The sequence below is a fragment of the Streptomyces sp. OZ13 genome (assembly GCF_052068155.1).
GTDB lineage: Bacteria > Actinomycetota > Actinomycetes > Streptomycetales > Streptomycetaceae > Streptomyces.
Genome location: NZ_JBQHCZ010000013.1, coordinates 114,337 through 134,470, shown reverse-complemented (window position 1 = coordinate 134,470; position 20,134 = coordinate 114,337). Strand labels below are relative to the sequence as shown.

The window sequence follows — 20,134 nt, the reverse complement described above, 5'->3', positions numbered from 1 at the left end:
CCACGGCCCCTCCGCTCAGCTGAGCGAAGGGGCCGCAGAATGGGTGCTCGGGTGAGCGGAGGGACCGTCAGGCGGGCTGTGTCGCGGCCGTGATCCGCTCCGCGCGCAGCGCCTCGTACCAGCGGTCGTCCGTGGGCGGAAGCGCGTTCACATCGAGGGCCAGCTTCAGCAGCAGGTCCGCGATCTGCGGGTTGCGGGCCATCACAGGGCCGTGCATGTACGTGCCGAAGACGGTGTCGTTGTACGCCCCCTCCGTGCCGTCGCCGGTGCCGTTGCCCCGGCCGAGCACGGTCCGGGCGAACGGGCGCGCCGTCGGGCCGAGATGCGTGATGCCCTGGTGGTTCTCGAAGCCGGTCAGCTGCGGCAGGCCCAACTGCGGATCGATGTCGGCCAGTACGTCGCCGACACAGCGCTCGCCCTCGCCGCGGGTCGACACCACGTCGATCAGACCGAGGCCGGGCTCGCGCTCACCGAGGTCGTTGATGAACTCGTGGCCGAGGATCTGGTAGCCGGCGCAGACCGAGAAGATGATGGCGCCGTTCGACGCCGCCCGGCTCAGGCCGCCGTCGCGGCGCAGCCGCTCGGCCGCCAGCCGCTGCGGACGGTCCTCACCGCCGCCGATCAGATAGATGTCGCCGGAGGTGGGCACCGGCTGGTCGCTGCGTACGTCGATGCGCATCACGTCCAGACCGCGCTGCCGGGCCCGGCGCTCCACCACGAGGGCGTTGCCCTGGTCGCCGTAGGTGCTGAGCAGATCCGGGTAGACCCACACCAGACGCAGGCTGCTGTCACTCATTCTCATACGTCCTCTCCGTCCGTCCACCGGTCAGTTGCCGACACGACGGCGTACGTCCTGGAAGGCTGTGTAGTTGGCGATCAGCTCGATCCTGCCGGGCGGGGCGCTCTGCACCGCCTCGTCGACCGAGTCGCACACACGGAAGTCCAGGCCCGCCACTTCCAGTCGCACCGCGAGGTCCAGCCTGCGGTCGCCGATCACGAAGATCGGGTGGCCGGCGAGACGGGTGTAGTCGACGTCCCACAGCCAGGAGGTGTCCGTGCCGTCCGCGCCGCGGGCGTTGACGGAGAGGATCACCGGCGTCGGCGGCGGGTCGATCAGCGAGAACGTCTCGAGCCAGCCGGCCGGGTTCTTGGCCAGCAGCAGCCGTACGTCACGGCCGAGGAAGGAGACGACGTCGTACCGGCCGGCCACGGCCTGCACCTGGTACATGCGCTCCAGGGCCACCTGCGGCGGCACACCGAAGCAGGCGGCGACGGCGGCGGAGGTGGCGGCGTTGGCCTTGTTGGCGCGGCCGGGCAGCTGGAGGTGGATCGGCCAGGCGGAGCCGTGCGGGTCGATGACATGGTCGCCGCTGAGCACCCAGCTCGGCGCCGGACGGCGGAAACCGCACTCGCCGCAGAACCAGTCGTCGCCGGGGCGCTGCATCACACCGCCGCAGGACGGACACGACCAGGCGTCGTCCTTCCACTCCTGGCCGGCGGCGACCCACACGACGTTGGGGGAGGAGGAGGCCGCCCACACGACCAGCGGGTCGTCCGCGTTGGCGATGACCATCGCCTTCGAACCGGCAAGACCCTCACGCCACTTCTCGGCCAGCATCCTGGTCTCCGCCGCGCGGTCCAGCTGGTCGCGCGACAGGTTCAGCAGTGCGATGGCCTTGGGCGTCACATCCCTCGCCACACCGGCGAGATACTTCTCGTCGACCTCGATCACACCGAAGCGGGCGTCCGAGCCGCCCGCCAGGGCCGAGGTGATACCCGCCGGCATGTTGGCGCCGAGCGCGTTGGAGACCACCGGGCCACTGGCCCGCAGCGCCTCGGCGATCAGCCTCGTGGTCGTGGTCTTGCCGTTGGTCGCAGAAACGAGGACCACGTCCAGGTGCTGCGCCAGCCTCCCCAGCAGATCGGGGTCGAGCTTGAGCGCCACCCGGCCGCCGATCACCGATCCGCTGCCGCGTCCGGCGGCGCGGGACACCGCTGCTGCGGCCTTGCCCGCCGTCACGGCCAGCTTGGCTCGCGGCGTCAGGGGCTCCGAGTTGCCTGACATCGTCCTTGATCCTCCTTGCATCGGTCGGGACTCAGCCTATCCAGCTCCGGTCGGCCGCCCGCACCGCGGCACCGTCGGAAAAGGTGGAGGTCACGGGTGAACAGGCGGGAACGTACGCTGGGCGCCATGCGAAACCGGCCGATCCCCGGCAGTACCGGACGCGTCAGGCCCATGAGCCTGCTCGCCGATCCGGCCCTGCACACGCCCTGCGAGACCGTGACCGACTTCGGCCCCGGCCTGAAGGAACTCGTCGAGGACCTCTTCGCGACGATGTACGCGGCCCAGGGTGTCGGCCTCGCCGCGAACCAGGTCGGTGTCGCGTCGAGGGTCTTCGTGTACGACTGCCCCGACGACGAGGACGTCCGCCACCTCGGACACGTCGTCAATCCCCGCCTCGTGGAGGCGGACGGTGTCACGGTCCGCGGCCCGGAAGGCTGTCTCTCGCTGCCCGGTCTGGAGGCGGGGACCGAACGCTTCGACCGCGCGGTGGTCGAGGGCGTGACGTGGGAGGGGGAGCCGGTACGGGTGGAGGGGACCGGGTTCTTCGCGCGGTGCCTCCAGCACGAGTGCGACCACCTGGAGGGGCTGGTGTACGCGGACCGGCTGTCGCCGTGGCGTCGGGCGAGGCTGGCGAGGGCGGTACGGAAGGCGTCCTGGGGGACGCCGGAGCGGGTGGGGCGGGTGCGGGTGGGGACGCGGGGGGCGTAGCGCTGCGGGCGGGTAGGCCGGGGCGTTGCGCCTGCGGCGGGCTTGTCCCCACCCCGCCCCTTCCCGAAACCGGGCGGAGCCCCCACGCGGCGGAGCCGCACATCGGTACAGCGGGAAGGGGCGGGTAGGGGAAACGTCCCGCGCGGCGGGAAATCAGAAGCCCGGGCCGTCCGCCCGGTCCTCGACCTGGAAGAGGCGGCCGCACAGAAGGTCCGTCAGGCTGGCCACCAACTCCGCCCGGGAGCACGGCCGTTCGCCGAGCCACCAGTCCCCCGCCGCGTGCATCATGCCGACGATGCCGTGGCCCCACACGCGGGCCACCAGGTCTCCGCCGGGGCCGAGGTCGACGCGGTCGGCGATGACCGTGCCGAGCTCCTCGCCGAGGCGCCGCAGCAGCGGCGCCGAGTGGCGGCCCACGTCGAAGCCGGCTTCCGAGGGCTGGCTGTCCTCCGCAGGGTGCATCAGGAAGCGGTACACCTGGGGCCGAGCCTCGATGGCGGCGAGATACGTGTCGAGTGTGCCGGCGACCCGCTCCCTGCGGTCGACGTCCGCGTCGACCGCCACCTGAAGGGCTCTCAGCAGCGCGTCGGTGTGGCGCTTGGCCAGCGCGCGGTAGAGGCCGCCCTTGTCGCCGAAGTGCCGGTAGAGGATGGGCTTGGTGATGCCCGCTTCCGCGGCGATGGCGTTCATGGAGGCGTGGGGCCCGTCCCGGAGCACCACCCGGTCGGCGGCCTCGAGGAGTTCCCGGCGCCGCTGGTCGGCCGACCGCTGGTGTTGTGTGGTCTCCATGTGTTTCTCCCCGCCCGGACGATTGCGTGACGCTTGCGCAAAGTAACACCCTGCCGCAATGGTCACATGATCGGGCCATGGCTGGTTGACAGGGGCTACCCGTCGGTAACAGACTGCCGTTACCGCAGGTAACATGCGGGTTGTCGCAGTAGTTCTGGAGGGGACATGACCGAGTTCACGCTCGACCTCAACGAGGATCAGAAGCAGGTCCGAGACTGGCTCAACGGCTTCGCCAAGGACGTCATGCGCCCCGCCGCCGCCGAGTGGGACGAGCGGGAGGAGACCCCCTGGCCCGTCATCCAGGAGGCGGCCAAGCTCGGAATCTACTCCCTCGACTTCTACGCCCAGCAGTTCTTCGACCCCACCGGCCTCGGCATCCCGATGGCGATGGAGGAGCTGTTCTGGGGCGACGCGGGCATCGCGCTCTCCATCGTCGGCACCGGGCTCGCCGCCGTGGGCGTTCTCGCCAACGGTACGGAGGAGCAGATCGGCACCTGGATCCCCCAGATGTACGGCGACGCGAGCGATGTGAAGGTGGCCGCCTTCTGCTCCTCGGAGCCCGACGCCGGCTCCGACGTCGGCTCCATGCGCACCCGCGCCGTGTACGACGAGGCGAAGGACGAGTGGGTGCTCAACGGCACCAAGACCTGGGCGACCAACGGCGGCATCGCCAACGTCCATGTCGTCGTCGCGGTGGTCGATCCCGAGCTCGGCTCCAAGGGCCACGCCTCGTTCATCGTCCCGCCGAACACCCCCGGCCTGTCCCAGGGACAGAAGTTCAAGAAGCACGGCATCCGCGCCTCGCACACCGCGGAGGTCGTGCTCGAGGACGTCCGCGTTCCCGGCGGCTGCCTCCTCGGCGGCAAGGAGAAGCTGGATGAGCGGCTTGCCCGGGCCAGGGAGAAGGCCCGCACGGCAGGCGGCGCGGGCGGCGAGCGGGTGAAGAACGCGGCGATGGCCACCTTCGAGGCCTCCCGTCCCGCCGTCGGGGCCATGGCCGTCGGCACCGCCCGCGCCGCGTACGAGGTCGCGCTCGACTACGCCAAGACCCGGGAGCAGTTCGGCCGCCCGATCATCGACAACCAGGGCATCGCCTTCCAACTGGCCGACATGCGCACGCGGATCGACGCCGCCCGCCTGCTCGTGTGGCGCGCCTCGTGGATGGCGACCACCGGCAAGCCCTTCACCTCGGCGGAGGGATCCATGTCGAAGCTGTTCGCCAGCGAGACCGCCAAGAAGGTCACCGCCCAGGCGGTCCAGATCCTCGGCGGCAACGGCTTCACCCGTGAATACCCGGTGGAGCGCATGCACCGGGACGCGGCGATCTACACGATCTTCGAGGGCACCAGCGAGATCCAGCGACTGGTGATCGCCCGCACCCTGTCGGGCATGCCGATCCGCTGACCCGGCGGACACGACGAAGGCTCCGGCTCCCCCGAGGGGTGCCGGAGCCTTCCGCGTGCCGGCTTTCTGCGTGTCTCCGGCCCTCAGCGCCGTGTCAGCTTCTCGATCAGCAACGAGGGCAGCAGCAGCACCACGAAACCGAGCTTGAACAGCACCGGCGAGACCACCACCCCCAGGACGATCCCGAGCACGAAGGACTCGTGCGGCATCTCATAGCCGATCAGCGGCAGCGTGCCGCCCACGAACGCCTCGTAGGCGGCCCAGACGCCCAGTGCCAGACCGAGCACCCCGCCGACGAGGCCGACGCCGAGCGGCCACATGGCATCGTCGTCCCTGCGTTTGTTCCCCACCGGATCCCCCCGGGAAAGGCAGTCGGAAGCGTCGCTCCCCGCGACGTCAGGCAGAGAGTACTGCCTCGACGGCCGCCAGCACGTCGGGGGACTCCGGCTCGGTACCGGGACGGAAGCGGGTCACCTCGCCCTGCGGGGAGATCAGGAACTTCTCGAAGTTCCACTGGACGTCGCCGGCCTCGCCGTCGGCGTCCGCGACCTTCGTCAGCTCCGCGTACAGGGGGTGACGGCCTTCGCCGTTCACGTCCGTCTTCTCCAGCATCGGGAAGGACACGCCGTACGTCGCCGAGCAGAACGTGGCGATCTCCTCCGCGCTGCCCGGCTCCTGGCCCCCGAACTGGTTGCACGGCACGCCCAGCACCGTGAAGCCCCGGTCGCCGTATTCCTTCTGCAGTCGCTCCAGGCCCGCGTACTGCGGTGTCAGCCCGCACTTGGAGGCCACATTGACCACCAGGACGGCCTGGTCCCGGTAGTCGCCGAGCGAGGTCGCCTCGCCGGACAGGGTGCGCAGCGGGATGTCGTACAGAGTCATCGAAGCTCCTCACAGGGTCGCCGGCGCGCGGCCGGACGGCCGCACCGGTGGACGACCGATGAAAACACGGGTGCGCCCGTGACGGAGCACGGGCGGCACCTCGGACAACGCCGCCGGGCGCGGCGATCTTCCCCGTACCGGGAGGACCGCGGCCGGCGGCCGGCTACACCGGCCGGAACAGGCCCTCCTGCACCACCGACACCAGCAGCCGGCCCTCGCGGTCGTAGATCCGGCCACGGGCGAGCCCGCGGCCGCCCGTCGAGATCGGCGACTCCTGGTCGTAGAGGAACCACTCGTCCGCGCGGAACGGACGGTGGAACCACATCGCGTGGTCCAGCGACGCCATGTCGAAGCCGCGGCGGCCCCACAGAGGCTCCACCGGGATCCGTACCGCGTCCAGCAGTGTCATGTCGCTCGCGTACGTCAGCGCGCAGGTGTGCACCAGCGGATCGTCGCCCAGCGGCCCGACCGCCCGCATCCAGACCGCGCTGCGCGGATCGGCGTCCTTGATCTCGTCCGCCGTCCAGCGGAGCCGGTCGACATAGCGGATGTCGAACGGCTGACGCCTGGCCATCCGCTCCAGCGCCTCCGGCAGCTCGCCCAGATGCTCCCGGATCTCGGTCGTCACCGTCGGCAGCGACTCGGGATCCGGGAAGTCGAGACGCGGCGGCAGCTGGTGCTCGATGCTGCCCGGCTCGGGGCGGTGGAAGGACGCCGTCAGGTTGAAGATGGTGCGCCCCTCCTGCACGGCCGTGACCCGGCGGGTGGTGAACGAGCGGCCGTCCCGGACCCGTTCGACCTGGTACACGATCGGCACCCCGGGGCGTCCCGGCCGCAGGAAGTAGGCGTGCAGCGAATGGACCGGACGGTCGCCGTCCGTGGTCCTGCCCGCGGCGACCAGGGCCTGACCGGCCACCTGCCCGCCGAAGACGCGCTGAAGGGACTCGTTCGGGCTGAGTCCCCGGAAGATGTTGACCTCGATCCGTTCCAGATCGAGCAGATCGACCAGACGCTCGGCCGGATTCGTCATCCTCAGTTCTCCCTGTCAGAGCCGGCCGACGGACGTGACCCGCACGACCGCCCGGCCCTCCTCGTCGGAGGCCGCCAGATCGACCTCCGCGCTGATACCCCAGTCATGGTCGCCGTTCGGGTCGGCGAAGGTCTGCCGTACGCGCCACAGGCCGTGCGCCGCGTCCTCCTCGATGGCCAGGAGCTTCGGGCCGCGGGCGTCGGGGCCGGTGCCCAGGTCGTCGTACTCGTCCCAGTACCCGTCCATCGCCTCGCCCCAGGCCTCCGCGTCCCAGCCCGACTCGGCGTCCATCTCGCCCAGTTCACCGACCCGGTCCAGGGCGGCCAGCTCCACCCGGCGGAACATCGCGTTGCGCACGAGCACCCGGAACGCGCGGGCGTTGGCCGTGACCGGCTTGACCTGGTCGGCCTTCTCCTGTGCCTCCTCGGCCGTCTCCACCTCCGGATTGGCCAGCTGCTCCCACTCGTCCAGCAGGCTGGAGTCGACCTGGCGGACCATCTCGCCGAGCCAGGCGATCAGGTCCTCGAGGTCCTCCGTCTTCAGATCGTCCGGGATGGTGTGGTCCAGCGCCTTGTACGCGCTCGCCAGATAGCGCAGCACGATGCCCTCGGTGCGGGCCAGCTCGTACCAGGAGGTGAACTCGGTGAACGTCAGCGCCCGTTCGTACATGTCACGGATGACGGACTTCGGCGACACCGGGTGGTCTCCGACCCACGGGTGCGACTTCTTGTAGACGTTGTAGGCGTGCCACAGGAGCTCCTCCAGCGGCTTCGGGTACGAGATCTCCTGGAGCCGCTCCATGCGCTCCTCGTACTCGATGCCGTCCGCCTTCATCCTGCCGACGGCCTCACCGCGCGCCTTGTTCTGCATGGCGGCGAGGATCTGACGCGGATCGTCCAGCGTCGACTCGACGACGGAGACCATGTCCAGCGCGTAGGAAGGGGACTGGGGGTCGAGCAGGTCGAAGGCGGCGAGGGCGAAGGTCGACAGCGGCTGGTTCAGCGCGAAGTCCTGCTGGAGGTCGACGGTGAGCCGGACGGTGCGGCCTTCCGCGTCGGGAGTGTCCAGCTGTTCCACCACTCCGCCGTCGAGCAGCGAGCGGTAGATGGCGATGGCCCGGCGGATGTGACGCAGCTGGGCCTTGCGGGGCTCGTGGTTGTCCTCGAGCAGCCGGCGCATGGCCTCGAAGGCGTTGCCCGGCCGGGCGATCACCGAGAGAAGCATGATGTTGGTGACCCGGAAGCGGGAGGTCAGCGGCTCGGGCTCGGACGCGATCAGCTTCTCGAAAGTGCTGTCCGACCAGGCGACGAAGCCCTCAGGAGCCTTCTTCCTGACCACCTTGCGGCGCTTCTTGGGGTCGTCACCGGCCTTCGCGAGCGCCTTCTCGTTCTCGATGACGTGCTCGGGCGCCTGCGCGACGACCAGACCCGCGGTGTCGAAGCCGGCCCGGCCCGCACGCCCGGCGATCTGGTGGAACTCACGCGCCCGCAGTGTCCGCACCCGGCTGCCGTCGTACTTGGTGAGGGCCGTGAACAGCACCGTGCGGATGGGGACGTTGACGCCGACGCCGAGCGTGTCGGTGCCGCAGATGACCTTCAGCAGGCCGGCCTGCGCCAGCTTCTCCACCAGCCGCCGGTACTTGGGCAGCATGCCCGCGTGGTGCACACCGATACCGTGCCGGACGTAACGGGAAAGGTTCTTGCCGAACTTGGTGGTGAACCGGAAACTGCCGATCAGGTCGGCGATCTTGTCCTTCTCCTCGCGGGAGCACATGTTGATGCTCATCAGCGACTGGGCGCGCTCCACGGCCTGCGCCTGGGTGAAGTGCACGATGTAGACAGGAGCCTGCTTCGTCTCGAGCAGCTCGGTCAGCGTCTCCGTGATCGGCGTCAGCCGGTACTCGTACGACAGCGGAACGGGCCGGGTCGCCGACCGGACGACGCTGGTGGGGCGGCCGGTGCGGCGGGTCAGGTCCTTCTCGAACATCGAGACGTCACCGAGGGTCGCCGACATCAGCACGAACTGCGCCTGCGGCAGTTCCAGGATCGGGATCTGCCACGCCCAGCCGCGGTCCGGCTCGGCGTAGAAATGGAACTCGTCCATCACGACCTGGCCGACGTCGGCGTGCTTTCCGTCGCGCAGGGCGATCGAGGCCAGCACCTCCGCGGTGCAGCAGATGACCGGCGCGTCGGCGTTCACGGACGCGTCGCCGGTCAGCATGCCCACGTTCTCCGTGCCGAACAGCTTGCACAGGTCGAAGAACTTCTCCGAGACGAGGGCCTTGATCGGCGCGGTGTAGAACGTGACCTGGTCGTTCGCCAGTGCCGCGAAGTGCGCGGCCGCCGCGACCAGGCTCTTCCCCGAGCCGGTCGGCGTCGAAAGGATCACGTTCGCCCCGGAGACCACCTCGATCAGCGCCTCCTCCTGAGCCGGATAGAGCGTGATGCCCTGGCCCTCCGCCCAGGAGGAGAAGGCTTCGTACAGGGCATCGGGGTCGGCGTCTGAAGGCAGCTGATCGATAAGGGTCACACCCCCATCTTGCCTGTCCCCGAGCCGGATCAGGGAACCGGCCGTGAGCGGCAAGATCATGACCGATACGCTGCCCTGTCAACTGGGGTCACGCACAAGAGCGATGGGGCGACGATGGGGCGGGAACGCACATGATGGGACCGGCGCACTCTCTGTCCGGGGCGGCCGCCTGGCTGGGGGTGGGAGCGGCTACGGCCGCCGCGGGCCACCCCATGCCGTGGCCCGTCCTCGTCGTCGGATCGCTGATCTGCGCGGGTGCGGCGCTGGCGCCCGATCTGGATCACAAGGCGGCGACGATCTCGCGGGCCTTCGGGCCCGTGTCACGCGGCCTGTGCGAGATCGTCGACAAGCTGTCGTACGCCGTCTACAAGGCCACGCGGAAACAGGGCGACAAGCGCAGGACCGGCGGGCACCGGACGCTGACGCACACCTGGCTGTGGGCGGTCCTCATCGGCGCGGGTGCCTCCGCGCTGGCGATCTTCGGCGGCCGATGGGCCGTCCTCGCGATCCTTTTCGTCCACATGGTGCTGGCCGTGGAAGGCCTGCTGTGGCGGGCCGCCCGGGTCTCCAGCGACATCCTGGTCTGGCTGCTGGGCGCCACCAGCGCGTGGATCCTCGCGGGCGTCCTCGACAAGCCCGGCAACGGCGCGGACTGGCTGTTCACCGCGCCCGGCCAGGAATATCTGTGGCTGGGCCTGCCGATCGTCCTCGGCGCCCTCGTCCACGACATCGGCGACGCCCTCACCGTCTCCGGCTGCCCGATCCTGTGGCCGATCCCGATCGGCAACAAGCGCTGGTACGCCGTGGGCCCCCCGAAGCCGATGCGCTTCCGTGCCGGGAGCTGGGTCGAGCTGAAGGTGCTGATGCCGGCGTTCATGCTGCTGGGCGGCGTGGGCGGGGCCGCCGCGCTGAACTTCATCTGACGAGCCCGGAGCCCGGCCCCCGTCCGGTACGGGCCGGGGCCGGGCTCCGGGGTCACCCGTGCCAGGAGCGCCAGAGCGCCGCGTACGCGCCGTCCGCCGATACGAGCTCGTCGTGACTGCCGAGCTCGCTGATGCGGCCCTCCTCGACCACCGCGATCACGTCCGCGTCGTGCGCGGTGTGCAGCCGGTGCGCGATGGCGACGACCGTGCGGCCGTCCAGGACGCGGGACAGCGAGCGCTCCAGGTGGCGGGCCGCCCTCGGGTCCAGCAGCGAGGTGGCCTCGTCCAGCACCAGTGTGTGCGGGTCCGCGAGGACGAGGCGGGCAAGCGCGATCTGCTGGGCCTGGGCCGGGGTCAGCGAGAGGCCGCCGGAGCCGACCTCCGTGTCCAGACCGTCGTCCAGCGCCCGCGCCCAGCCGTCCGCGTCCACCGCGCCGAGAGCGGCCCACAGCTCCGCGTCCCCGGCGGAGGAGCGGGCGAGGAGCAGGTTGTCCCGCAGCGAGCCGACGAAGACGTGGTGCTCCTGGTTGACGAGCGCCACGTGCTCCCGCACCCGCTCGGCCGGCATACCCGACAACTCCGCCGCGCCCAGCGTGACATGGCCGCTGCGCGGCGCGTAGATCCCCGCGAGCAGCCGGCCCAGGGTCGACTTGCCGGCGCCGGACGGGCCGACCAGCGCCATCCGGGTGCCGGGCGGCACCTCCATCGAGACCTTGTGCAGCACGTCGACGCCCTCGCGGTAGCCGAAGTGCACCCGGTCGGCGCGGACGTCCCGGCCGTCGGGTCGCAACTGTTCGTCGCCCGCCTCCGGTTCGATCTCCCGGACACCCACCAGCCGTGCCAGGGACACCTGAGCCACCTGGAGCTCGTCGTACCAGCGCAGGATCAGGTTCACCGGGTCGACCATCATCTGGGCGATCAGCGCGCCGGTGGTCAGCTGGCCGATGCCGATCCAGCCCTGCAGTACGAACACGCCGCCGATCATCAGCACGGAGGTGAGCACGGTCGCGTGGGTGAGGTTGATGACGGGGAAGAGGACGGACCGCAGGTAGAGGGTGTACCGCTCCCAGGACGTCCATTCCTTGATCCGCCGGTCGGAGAGCGCCACCCGGCGCGCCCCGAGCCGGTGCGACTCCACGGTGCGGCCGGCGTCGACGGTCTCCGCGAGCACGGCCGCCACGGCCGCGTACCCGGCGGCCTCGGAGCGGTACGCCGACGGCGCGCGCTTGAAGTACCAGCGGCAGCCGACGACCAGCAGCGGCACCGCCACCAGCACGGCGGGCGCGAGCGGCGGCGCCGTCACGGTGAGCCCGCCGAGGAGCAGCACGATCCAGAAGACGCCGATCGTCAGCTGCGGCACGGCCTCACGCATGGCGTTGGCCAGGCGGTCGATGTCCGTGGTGATACGGGACAGCAGGTCGCCCGTCCCGGCGCGTTCGAGCACGCCCGGAGGGAGTCCGACGGAGCGGACGAGGAAGTCCTCGCGCAGATCGGCGAGCATCCGTTCGCCGAGCATCGCCCCGCGCAGCCGCACCAGCCGGACGAAGACCGCCTGGACGACGAGGGCGGCCGCGAACAGGGCGGCGGTGCGTTCCAGGTGCAGGTCGCGCGCTCCGTCCGCCGCCTTCTCCACGAGCGACCCGAGGAGCCACGGACCGGCCATCGAGGCGACGACGGCGACCGTGTTGACGGTGACGAGGAGCGCGAAGGCGCGCCGGTGCCGCCGCAGCAGCTCGCTCACGTACGCGCGCACGGTGGCCGGTGTGCCCACCGGCAGGGTGGTCGCCGTGCGGAGGGCCGCCGGGTCGTACTCCGGTGGCGCCAGGCCGATCATGCTGTCTCCTCGATGTCTTCGGTGCCGGCCTTCGTGAGCTGTGCCCCGACCGGGCCGCGCGGGGCCGCGACGAGGCGCTGCTCCGTGTCGGTCTCGCGGGTCACGACCGCGCGGTAGCGGGGCTCCGTGCGAAGCAGTTCGCGGTGCGTGCCGACCGCCACGACCGTGCCCTCGTGGACCAGGACGACCCGCTCGGCGCGGTCGAGCAGCAGCGGTGAGGACGTGAACAGGACCGTCGTGCGGCCCGCGCGCAGCTTGCGCACGCCGTCCGCGATCCGTGCCTCCGTGTGCGAGTCGACGGCCGACGTCGGCTCGTCGAGCACCAGCACGTCGGGGTCGGTGACCAGCGAACGCGCCAGCGCGAGCCGCTGCCGCTGGCCGCCGGACAGGGAGCGCCCGCGTTCGGTGATGGGCGCCGTCATGGGGTCGTCGTCGAGGGACGCCTGCGCCAGCGCGTCGAGCACGTCGCCGCACTCCGCCGCGGCCAGTGCCCGCTCCGCTGCGACCTCCCCGGACGCCGGTACGTCGAGCAGTTCGGTGAGGGTGCCCGAGAGCAGCACCGGGTCCTTGTCCTGGACGAGCACCACGCCGCGGGCCTCTTCGAGCGGCCGGCCGTCCAGCGCGACGCCGCCGAGCAGGACGGAGGGCAGGCCGTCCGGTTCCGCCGGGTGGCCGCCGAGCCGTTCGGCGAGCAGTCCCCCCGCGTCCGGGTCGCCGCAGACGACGGCGGTGAGCGTTCCGGCCGGGACGAGCAGGCCGGTGGCCGGGTCGTACAGATCGCCGGTCAGCTCGCGTGAGTCGTCCGCGGGGGTGTCCTGCCGGGCGCTCCGCTCGAGGGACAGCACCCGCGCCGCGCGGCGCGCGGAGGGCCGGGAGAAGGAGTACGCCATGGCGATCTCCTCGAAGTGCCGGAGCGGGTAGCTCAGCAGCATCACCGCGCTGTACACGGTGACCAGTTCGCCCACGGCGATCCGGCCGTCCCCGACGAGACCGAGGCCGTACCAGACGACCGAGATCAGCAGCAGGCCCGGCAGCAGCACCTGCACGGCGGAGATGGCCGACCACATCCGGGCGCTGCGGACGGCGGCGGTGCGGACCTCCTGGGAGGCGTGCCGGTAGCGCTTCAGGAAGAGCTCCTCGCCGCCGATGCCGCGGAGCACCCGCAGGCCGGCGACCGTGTCGGAGGCGAGCTCCGTGGCGCGGCCCGCCTTCTCCCGCTGCACGTCCGCGAGACGGGTGGCCCGGGGGAGCAGCGGCAGGACGCCGAGGGCCAGTACCGGCACGCCGACGGCCACGAGGACGCCGAGGGCCGGCTGGTAGATCAGCAGGCCGACGCAGACCAGCACGACGGTGAGGGCGGCGGCGAGGAAACGGGAGACCGCTTCGACGAACCAGCCGATCTTCTCGACGTCGCCGGTCGACACGGCGACCACTTCGCCGGCCGCGACCCGCCGGGTGAGCGCGGAGCCCAGTTCGGAGGTCTTGCGGATCAGGAGCTGCTGGACGCGCGCCGCGGCGGTGATCCAGTTGGTGACGGCCGTGCGGTGCAGCATGGTGTCGCCGACGGCGATGCCCACGGCGGAGACGGCGAGCAGCGCACCCGCCACGGCGAGGGAGCTTCCCGACTTCTCCACGACCGCCTGGACGGCCCTGCCGACCCCGTAGGGAAGCGCCATGACGGACACGAAGTGGAGCAATCCCCACGACAGGGAACGGAGTTGGCCACGCAGCTGCCGACGTCCGAGCCAGAGGAGGAATCCCGGCCCCGACCGGACGTCCGGCAGACCAGGATCGACATACGGAAGGTCGCGAATCTGCATGATGTCCCAGATCGTTCGGAAGGTCGGCACAGATCTGCCAGCCTCCCGCCCCGGGACGGGCGGCAGCAAACGATTTATCCCGGCGCTCCGGGCTCCGGTGCCGGTGGGTCAGCAGCGCGGTCCGGGGCTGTCGACCAGGGCGGACAGCAGGCCGGCGAGGGTTTCGCGCTGCTCCGTGGTGAGGGGGGCGAGCACGTCCTCCGCCGCCGCGCGGCGCGCGTCGCGCAGGGCGCGCAGCGTGGCGCGGCCCGTGTCGGTCAACTCGATCCGGGTGACCCGGCGGTTGGCCGGGTCGGGCACCCGGCGGACCCGGCCACCCGCCTCCAGCCCGTCGACCAGACTCGTGACGGCACGGGGGACCACCTCGAGACGCTCCGCCAGATCCGCCATACGGGGCGGATCTTCGTAGTGCGCCACGGTGCGCAGCAGTCGCGACTGGGCGGGCGTGATCGCTATGTCCGCCGACTGGAGCTGGCGCTTCTGGCTGCGATGGAGCCGGCGGGTCAGCCGGAGCAGCTGCTCGGCGAGCAGACCGTCGGCGTCGGGGGTGCTCATGCCGGGAACAATATCAGGACCTTGTTCATTGTGAGTATAGGTAACAATGAGCTAGGCTCTCATCGCATCCCTGACTGAGGAGACCATTGCGGCCCGAACACACCACCTGGACACCACCGCCCAAGGACCTGGACCAACCGCCCGCCGAGGTGCGCCGGATCCTGCGGCTCTTCCGGCCCTACCGCGGCCGGCTCGCCGTAGTGGGCCTGCTCGTCGGCGCCTCGTCGCTGGTGTCCGTCGCCTCGCCGTTCCTGCTGCGCGAGATCCTCGACACCGCGATCCCGCAGGGCCGCACGGGGCTGCTCAGCCTGCTGGCGCTCGGCATGATCGCCACCGCCGTGATGACCAGCGTCTTCGGCGTGCTCCAGACGCTGATCTCCACCACGGTGGGCCAGCAGGTGATGCACGATCTGCGCTCCGGCGTCTACGCCCAACTGCAGCGGATGCCGCTCGCCTTCTTCACCAGGACCCGCACCGGCGAGGTCCAGTCGCGCATCGCCAACGACATCGGCGGCATGCAGGCCACCGTGACGTCGACGGCCACCTCCCTGGTCTCCAACCTCACCGCGGTCGTCGCCAGCGTCGTCGCCATGCTCGCCCTGGACTGGCGGCTCACCGTCGTCTCCCTCGTCCTGCTGCCGCTGTTCGTCTGGATCAGCCGGCGGGTCGGCCGCGAGCGGAAGAAGATCACCACCCAACGGCAGAAGCAGATGGCCGCGATGGCCGCCACCGTCACCGAGTCCCTGTCCGTCAGCGGCATTCTCCTCGGCCGCACCATGGGCAGGGCCGACTCGCTGACCAGGTCCTTCGCCGAGGAGTCGGAGCGCCTGGTCGACCTCGAGGTGCGCTCGAGCATGGCCGGCCGATGGCGGATGTCGACCATAGGTATCGTCATGGCGGCCATGCCGGCTCTCATCTACTGGGCCGCGGGCTTCGCGCTGCGGACCGGCGGACCCGCGATCTCCATCGGCACGCTCGTCGCGTTCGTCTCGCTCCAGCAGGGCCTGTTCCGGCCGGCCGTGAGTCTGCTCTCCACCGGGGTGCAGATGCAGACCTCGCTCGCCCTGTTCCAGCGGATCTTCGAGTATCTCGACCTGCGCGTCGACATCACCGAGCCCGCGGAGCCCGTGGCGCTCGACAAGGTCCGGGGCGAAGTGCGCTTCGAGAAGGTCGGCTTCTCCTACGACCCCGCGCAGGAGCGGCCCACCCTCGACGGCATCGACCTCACCGTCCCGGCCGGCGGCTCGCTCGCGGTGGTCGGCCCGACCGGCTCCGGCAAGTCCACGCTGAGCTATCTGGTTCCCCGGCTGTACGACGTCACCGGCGGCCGGGTCACCATCGACGGCGTCGACGTACGGGACCTGGCCTTCGACACGCTCTCGCAGGCCGTGGGAGTCGTCTCCCAGGAGACGTACCTCTTCCATGCCTCCGTCGCCGACAATCTGCGCTTCGCCAAGCCGGACGCCACGGACGAGGAGCTCGAGGCCGCCGCCCGCGCCGCGCAGATCCACGACCACATCGCCTCCCTCCCCGACGGGTACGACACCCTGGTCGGCGAGCGGGGCTACCGCTTCTCCGGCGGCGAGAAGCAGCGGCTCGCCCTCGCCCGCACCATCCTGCGCGACCCGCCGGTCCTGGTCCTCGACGAGGCGACCAGCGCACTCGACACACGGACCGAGCACGCGGTGCAGCGGGCCATCGAGTCCCTCTCGCGGGGGCGCACGACGATCACCATCGCCCACCGGCTCTCCACCGTCAGGGACGCGGACGAGATCGTCGTGCTCGATGCGGGGCGCATCGCCGAGCGCGGCAGCCACCGCGAACTCCTCGAGCGGAACGGCCGCTACGCGGCCCTCGTCCGCCGGGACGCCCAACTGGCCCCTGCCGCGCCCTGACGGCGGCCGCTCGGCGCCCGTGAGCTTCCGCCCCGCACACGACGGCGCCGCCGCTCCCGTGGGACGGGGAGCGGCGGCGCCTGTCGTGAACGACCGTCAGACGAGCCAACCCACGAAGTGGACGACGCCGGCGAGCAGGTTGGTGATGAGGTTCATGGTGATGCTTTCTCCTCGTGCATGGTGCTGATCATGGGACTGCGCAGTCGTCGCGGTCTGCGGCCCGTCGCTTGCGCATCGTAAGCATCCTGTGTCGCAAGGGAGTTGCGTCGGCGAAACCCATGCGATCACACGTTCTGGGGAACACCCGCGCGAGCGTTCGTTTGTTCGTGCCGGTTCGGTGGCCGACGAGTTGACGTGCCGTCGGACGCCGGCTCCCGGGAACGGACGGAGGACCGGGTTAGCGTGCCCGCATGACGAACGAGCCCTCACCGGGGGGACGGTCCAGGCGCCGGCCCCGCCTGACGCGCCGCGGCCGGTTGGTGCTGGTGGCGGGCGCCTTGGCGGTGACGGCGGCCGCGGTCCTGGTGCCGCTGCTCACCCCGGAGCCGGAGGAGCCGCACCGTCCGCCGCCGCCTCCGCAACAGAAGCTCGTCATCCCGGAGGGCCGGCGTGCCACCCAGGTGTACGCCGCAATCGACAAGGCCCTGAAGGTCGCGCCGGGAACCACCGGAAAGGCGGCCGCGACGGCGCGGCTGAAGCTCCCGCCCGAGGCCCGCGGCAATCCGGAGGGCTACCTCTTCCCGGCCACCTATCCCTACGACGCCACCAGTACCCCGGCCGGGCTGCTCAGCTTCATGGTCAACACCGCCGACCAGCGTTTCGGCAGCCGGCACATCGCCGACGGGATCAGCCGCAACGGCGTGACTCTGCATCAGGCCGTGAACATCGCCAGCATCGTGCAGGCCGAGGCCGACACCGCCGACGACATGGGCAAGGTGGCCCGCGTCATCCACAACCGGCTCGCCCAGGGCATGCCGTTGCAGATGGACTCGACGATCAACTACGCGCTGGGCCGCAGCACGGTGGACACCACGACCGCGGACACCCGGCTGCGCAGCCCGTACAACACCTATGAGAACCAGGGGCTGCCGCCCTCACCCATCGGCAACCCGGGGGAGGTCGCGATGCACGCGGCGGTCGCCCCGCCGCCGGGCGACTGGCTGTACTTCGTGACGGTGAAGCCGGGCGACACCCGCTTCACCAGCAGCTACGAGGAACATCAGCGGCATGTGGCGGAGTTCAACGCCGCACGGGCAGAGGCGCGTGCCACGGACGGCTGAGACGACGGGCTGTCGTCACGGCGCGGGTCATGCGGGCGCAGGTCGTACAGGCGCAGGTCCCGCGGGCGCGGGTCATGGGGGCGCAGGTCTTGGGGCGCCCGTCAGGCGGGTGCCGGTTCCTTCTCCAGCAGCCGGGTGATCTCCCGTACGGCGGCCCGCCCGGCGCGGTTCGCGCCGATCGTCGAGGCCGAGGGACCGTAGCCGACGAGGTGGACGCGGGCGTCGCGCACCGCGCGGGTGCCGTCCACCCGGATGCCGCCTCCCGGCTCACGCAGGCGCAGTGGCGCGAGATGGTCGATCGCCGCGCGAAAGCCGGTCGCCCACAGGATCACGTCGGCTTCGACGCTCCGGCCGTCGTCCCAGGCGACCCCGGACGGTGTGATCCGGTGGAACATGGGCAACCGGTCGAGCACCCCGCTCCGCCGGGCCTGCCGGACCGCGTCGGTCAGCGGCAGGCCGGTGACGGAGACGACGCTCTGCGGCGGCAGTCCGCGCCGTACACGTTCCTCGACCAGTGCGACCGCCGCCCGTCCCGCGTCCTCGTCGAACGGGCCGTCCCGGAATACCGGCGGCCGCCGTGTCACCCATGTCGTCCCGGCCGCCACCTCGGCCAGTTCCATCAGATGCTGTGTCCCTGATGCTCCGCCGCCGACGACGATCACCCGCTTCCCCGCGAACTCCGCGGGGCCGCGGTAGTCCGCCGTGTGCAGCTGCCGCCCGCGGAAGGTCTCCTGACCCGGGTAGCGCGGCCAGAACGGGCGGTCCCAGGTGCCGGTCGCGTTGATCAGGGCCCGCGTCGACCAGATGCCTTCCGAGGTCTCCACCGACAGCCGTCCGCCGTCCCCTTCGCGGACGGCCGCGACCGCGACGGGCCGGTGCACGGCCAAGCCGAAACGCTGCTCGTATGCCGTGAAGTACGCGCCGATCACGTCGGCGGAGGGCCGGTCGTCGTCCGCGCCGGTCAGTTCCATGCCCGGCAGCGAATGCATTCCGTGCACCTTGCCGTAGGTGAGTGAGGGCCACCGGAACTGCCAGGCGCCACCGGGCCGCGGGGCGTGGTCGAGCACGACGAAGTCGCGGTCCGGCAGCAGGCCGGCGCGCCGCAGGTGATAGGCGGCGGACAGGCCTGCCTGCCCCGCCCCGACGACCACGACGTCCACTTCACGAGCCACCAAGTCGTTCACGTTTCTACCAACAGGGTGGGCGGCGCGGATCTTCCCGCAGGGGCCACACCGGCCGGCGGACGAGAAGATGGGGTCATGCCCGGAACCTTCACCACCAAGACCGTGACCATCAGCACCGGCTCCGACGAGGCGGTCACCGACCTGACGGGGGAGTGCGAGCGCTTCCTCAGCGAGAACGCGGGCGGGGCCGACGGCCTGCTCAACATCTTCGTCCCGCACGCCACCGCCGGTATCGCCCTCATCGAGACCGGGGCCGGCAGCGACGACGACCTGCTGACCACGCTGCACACCCTGCTCCCGGCCGACGACCGCTGGCAGCACCGGCACGGCAGCCGAGGCCACGGCAGGGACCACGTGCTCCCCGCCCTGGTCCCGCCGCATGCGACGCTTCCCGTGGTCGGCGGCCGGCTGGAGCTCGGCACGTGGCAGTCCGTGTGCCTCGTCGACACCAACAAGGACAACCCGGACCGCCGGGTCAGGCTGAGCTTCCTGGGCTGACCGGTGTCGCGGCGGACGGGGAGGCTGCCGCCGGTGCCGTCTGCGTGCGGGCCGGATCGGCACCGGCCCTGGTGCACAACGGCGGCAGCTACTTCACCGGACACGCCGACTCGAGTACGTGCGACGGCATCGGCGACATCAGCTACCAGACCATCGACGAGGTCGAGGACGGGCGGATGCCGCCGACAGCCTCACCTCCCACGCGATCCAGCGCGTTCGGCAGCGAAGTATCTCGGACGCGGACGCCCAGGCGGTCCTGGCCAAGGAACCGTTCTCCTACTACCGCGCCGGCCGGGCGACGGCCGGCACAAGTTGGGCTACTACGATCCCAAGTCCCAGGTGTTCGTCGCCAAGCCCATCGACGGGAGCGTGAACCCCGTGATGACCGGTGTGACGAAGGCCTATCTCCCGGGAGGTTGAGCATGGCGGAGGTCGACATCACCTACGACGCGGTGGCGAACGCGGCCTACATTTATCTCACCCGCGCGGGGGAGCACCCGCAGTCGGCGCGTATGTACCCCTGCGACCCGGTCGCGGTCGACGGGATGATCAACCTCGATTTCGACGCGGAGGGCGTCCTGATCGGCATCGAGGTGCTGGACGCCCGCTCCAAGCTGCCGCGGCACGTGCTCGACTCGGCCCGACGGCTGGACGCCGGCGAGGTGTGAGGCGTCCCTCGACGAGCACGCCGTCACCCGGTCCTCGCACCACAGCCGCCGCTCCGCCCCCGTCAGGCTC

The 20,134-nt window shown here is 71.0% G+C and carries 18 protein-coding genes; 7 read left to right on the top strand and 11 right to left on the bottom strand.

The window, feature by feature from the left end; genetic code table 11:
* Nucleotides 1–67: 67 nt before the first annotated feature.
* Both ACTMTU_RS26160 and ACTMTU_RS26155 read right to left on the bottom strand, forming a co-directional pair.
* Nucleotides 68–796 (bottom strand): type 1 glutamine amidotransferase, encoded by a 729-nt coding sequence (locus ACTMTU_RS26160; RefSeq protein WP_307705148.1) that lies wholly within the window; start codon nucleotides 794–796, stop codon nucleotides 68–70.
* A 30-nt stretch (nucleotides 797–826) separates the two neighbouring features.
* Nucleotides 827–2,065, bottom strand: coding sequence for a MurT ligase domain-containing protein (locus ACTMTU_RS26155; RefSeq protein WP_441265896.1), 1,239 nt, complete (start codon nucleotides 2,063–2,065; stop codon nucleotides 827–829).
* Nucleotides 2,066–2,191: 126 nt separating this feature from the next.
* On the opposite strand from ACTMTU_RS26155, the gene def reads away from it, so the two are divergent.
* Complete coding sequence (gene def, locus ACTMTU_RS26150) at nucleotides 2,192–2,773, top strand: peptide deformylase (RefSeq protein WP_441265895.1); 582 nt, start codon at nucleotides 2,192–2,194, stop codon at nucleotides 2,771–2,773.
* A 153-nt stretch (nucleotides 2,774–2,926) separates the two neighbouring features.
* Here the strand turns inward: def and ACTMTU_RS26145 are convergent, their stop codons facing one another.
* The gene (locus ACTMTU_RS26145) at nucleotides 2,927–3,562 is read right to left on the bottom strand and encodes a TetR family transcriptional regulator (protein ID WP_441265894.1); all 636 of its coding nucleotides are present in this window, start codon (nucleotides 3,560–3,562) and stop codon (nucleotides 2,927–2,929) included.
* Between the two features lie 165 nt (nucleotides 3,563–3,727).
* On the opposite strand from ACTMTU_RS26145, the gene ACTMTU_RS26140 reads away from it, so the two are divergent.
* Complete coding sequence (locus ACTMTU_RS26140; RefSeq protein ID WP_307705145.1) at nucleotides 3,728–4,966, top strand: acyl-CoA dehydrogenase family protein; 1,239 nt, start codon at nucleotides 3,728–3,730, stop codon at nucleotides 4,964–4,966.
* A gap of 83 nt (nucleotides 4,967–5,049) precedes the next feature.
* Here the strand turns inward: ACTMTU_RS26140 and ACTMTU_RS26135 are convergent, their stop codons facing one another.
* From ACTMTU_RS26135 to ACTMTU_RS26120, 4 genes are all read right to left on the bottom strand, one after another.
* Entirely contained in the window at nucleotides 5,050–5,316 is a 267-nt protein-coding gene (locus ACTMTU_RS26135) for a hypothetical protein (RefSeq protein ID WP_441265893.1), read from the bottom strand.
* Between the two features lie 46 nt (nucleotides 5,317–5,362).
* A complete protein-coding gene (locus tag ACTMTU_RS26130; protein ID WP_441265892.1) occupies nucleotides 5,363–5,848 on the bottom strand; it encodes a glutathione peroxidase in 486 nt (161 codons plus the stop codon).
* A gap of 163 nt (nucleotides 5,849–6,011) precedes the next feature.
* Nucleotides 6,012–6,878 (bottom strand): acyl-CoA thioesterase, encoded by an 867-nt coding sequence (locus ACTMTU_RS26125; RefSeq protein WP_441265891.1) that lies wholly within the window; start codon nucleotides 6,876–6,878, stop codon nucleotides 6,012–6,014.
* Between the two features lie 15 nt (nucleotides 6,879–6,893).
* Complete coding sequence (locus tag ACTMTU_RS26120; RefSeq protein WP_441265890.1) at nucleotides 6,894–9,467, bottom strand: DEAD/DEAH box helicase; 2,574 nt, start codon at nucleotides 9,465–9,467, stop codon at nucleotides 6,894–6,896.
* Nucleotides 9,468–9,538: 71 nt separating this feature from the next.
* Here ACTMTU_RS26120 and ACTMTU_RS26115 point away from each other — a divergent pair, with 71 nt between their 5' ends.
* Complete coding sequence (locus tag ACTMTU_RS26115) at nucleotides 9,539–10,330, top strand: metal-dependent hydrolase (RefSeq protein WP_441265889.1); 792 nt, start codon at nucleotides 9,539–9,541, stop codon at nucleotides 10,328–10,330.
* A gap of 52 nt (nucleotides 10,331–10,382) precedes the next feature.
* Here ACTMTU_RS26115 and ACTMTU_RS26110 read toward each other — a convergent pair whose 3' ends face one another.
* The 3 genes from ACTMTU_RS26110 to ACTMTU_RS26100 all read right to left on the bottom strand — a co-directional run bounded on the left by ACTMTU_RS26110 (nucleotide 10,383) and on the right by ACTMTU_RS26100 (nucleotide 14,539).
* Nucleotides 10,383–12,164, bottom strand: coding sequence for an ABC transporter ATP-binding protein (locus ACTMTU_RS26110; RefSeq protein ID WP_441265888.1), 1,782 nt, complete (start codon nucleotides 12,162–12,164; stop codon nucleotides 10,383–10,385).
* A complete protein-coding gene (locus tag ACTMTU_RS26105; protein ID WP_441265887.1) occupies nucleotides 12,161–13,984 on the bottom strand; it encodes an ABC transporter transmembrane domain-containing protein in 1,824 nt (607 codons plus the stop codon). Before ACTMTU_RS26105 ends, ACTMTU_RS26110 begins: the two co-directional genes overlap by 4 nt.
* A gap of 108 nt (nucleotides 13,985–14,092) precedes the next feature.
* Nucleotides 14,093–14,539 (bottom strand): MarR family winged helix-turn-helix transcriptional regulator, encoded by a 447-nt coding sequence (locus tag ACTMTU_RS26100; protein WP_441265886.1) that lies wholly within the window; start codon nucleotides 14,537–14,539, stop codon nucleotides 14,093–14,095.
* 86 nt (nucleotides 14,540–14,625) lie between these two features.
* On the opposite strand from ACTMTU_RS26100, the gene ACTMTU_RS26095 reads away from it, so the two are divergent.
* Together ACTMTU_RS26095 and mltG are read left to right on the top strand one after the other, a co-directional pair.
* Nucleotides 14,626–16,434 (top strand): ABC transporter ATP-binding protein, encoded by a 1,809-nt coding sequence (locus ACTMTU_RS26095; RefSeq protein ID WP_441265885.1) that lies wholly within the window; start codon nucleotides 14,626–14,628, stop codon nucleotides 16,432–16,434.
* 410 nt (nucleotides 16,435–16,844) lie between these two features.
* Entirely contained in the window at nucleotides 16,845–17,714 is an 870-nt protein-coding gene (gene mltG / locus ACTMTU_RS26090) for an endolytic transglycosylase MltG (RefSeq protein WP_441265884.1), read from the top strand.
* Nucleotides 17,715–17,815: 101 nt separating this feature from the next.
* Here mltG and ACTMTU_RS26085 read toward each other — a convergent pair whose 3' ends face one another.
* Nucleotides 17,816–18,898, bottom strand: a complete 1,083-nt coding sequence (locus tag ACTMTU_RS26085) for an NAD(P)-binding domain-containing protein (protein WP_441265883.1) — start codon at nucleotides 18,896–18,898, stop codon at nucleotides 17,816–17,818.
* A 75-nt stretch (nucleotides 18,899–18,973) separates the two neighbouring features.
* Between ACTMTU_RS26085 and ACTMTU_RS26080 the strand changes: the two genes are divergently transcribed.
* The gene (locus ACTMTU_RS26080) at nucleotides 18,974–19,396 is read left to right on the top strand and encodes a secondary thiamine-phosphate synthase enzyme YjbQ (RefSeq protein WP_441265882.1); all 423 of its coding nucleotides are present in this window, start codon (nucleotides 18,974–18,976) and stop codon (nucleotides 19,394–19,396) included.
* A gap of 422 nt (nucleotides 19,397–19,818) precedes the next feature.
* The gene (locus tag ACTMTU_RS26075) at nucleotides 19,819–20,064 is read left to right on the top strand and encodes a DUF2283 domain-containing protein (RefSeq protein WP_441265881.1); all 246 of its coding nucleotides are present in this window, start codon (nucleotides 19,819–19,821) and stop codon (nucleotides 20,062–20,064) included.
* Nucleotides 20,065–20,134 lie beyond the last annotated feature (70 nt).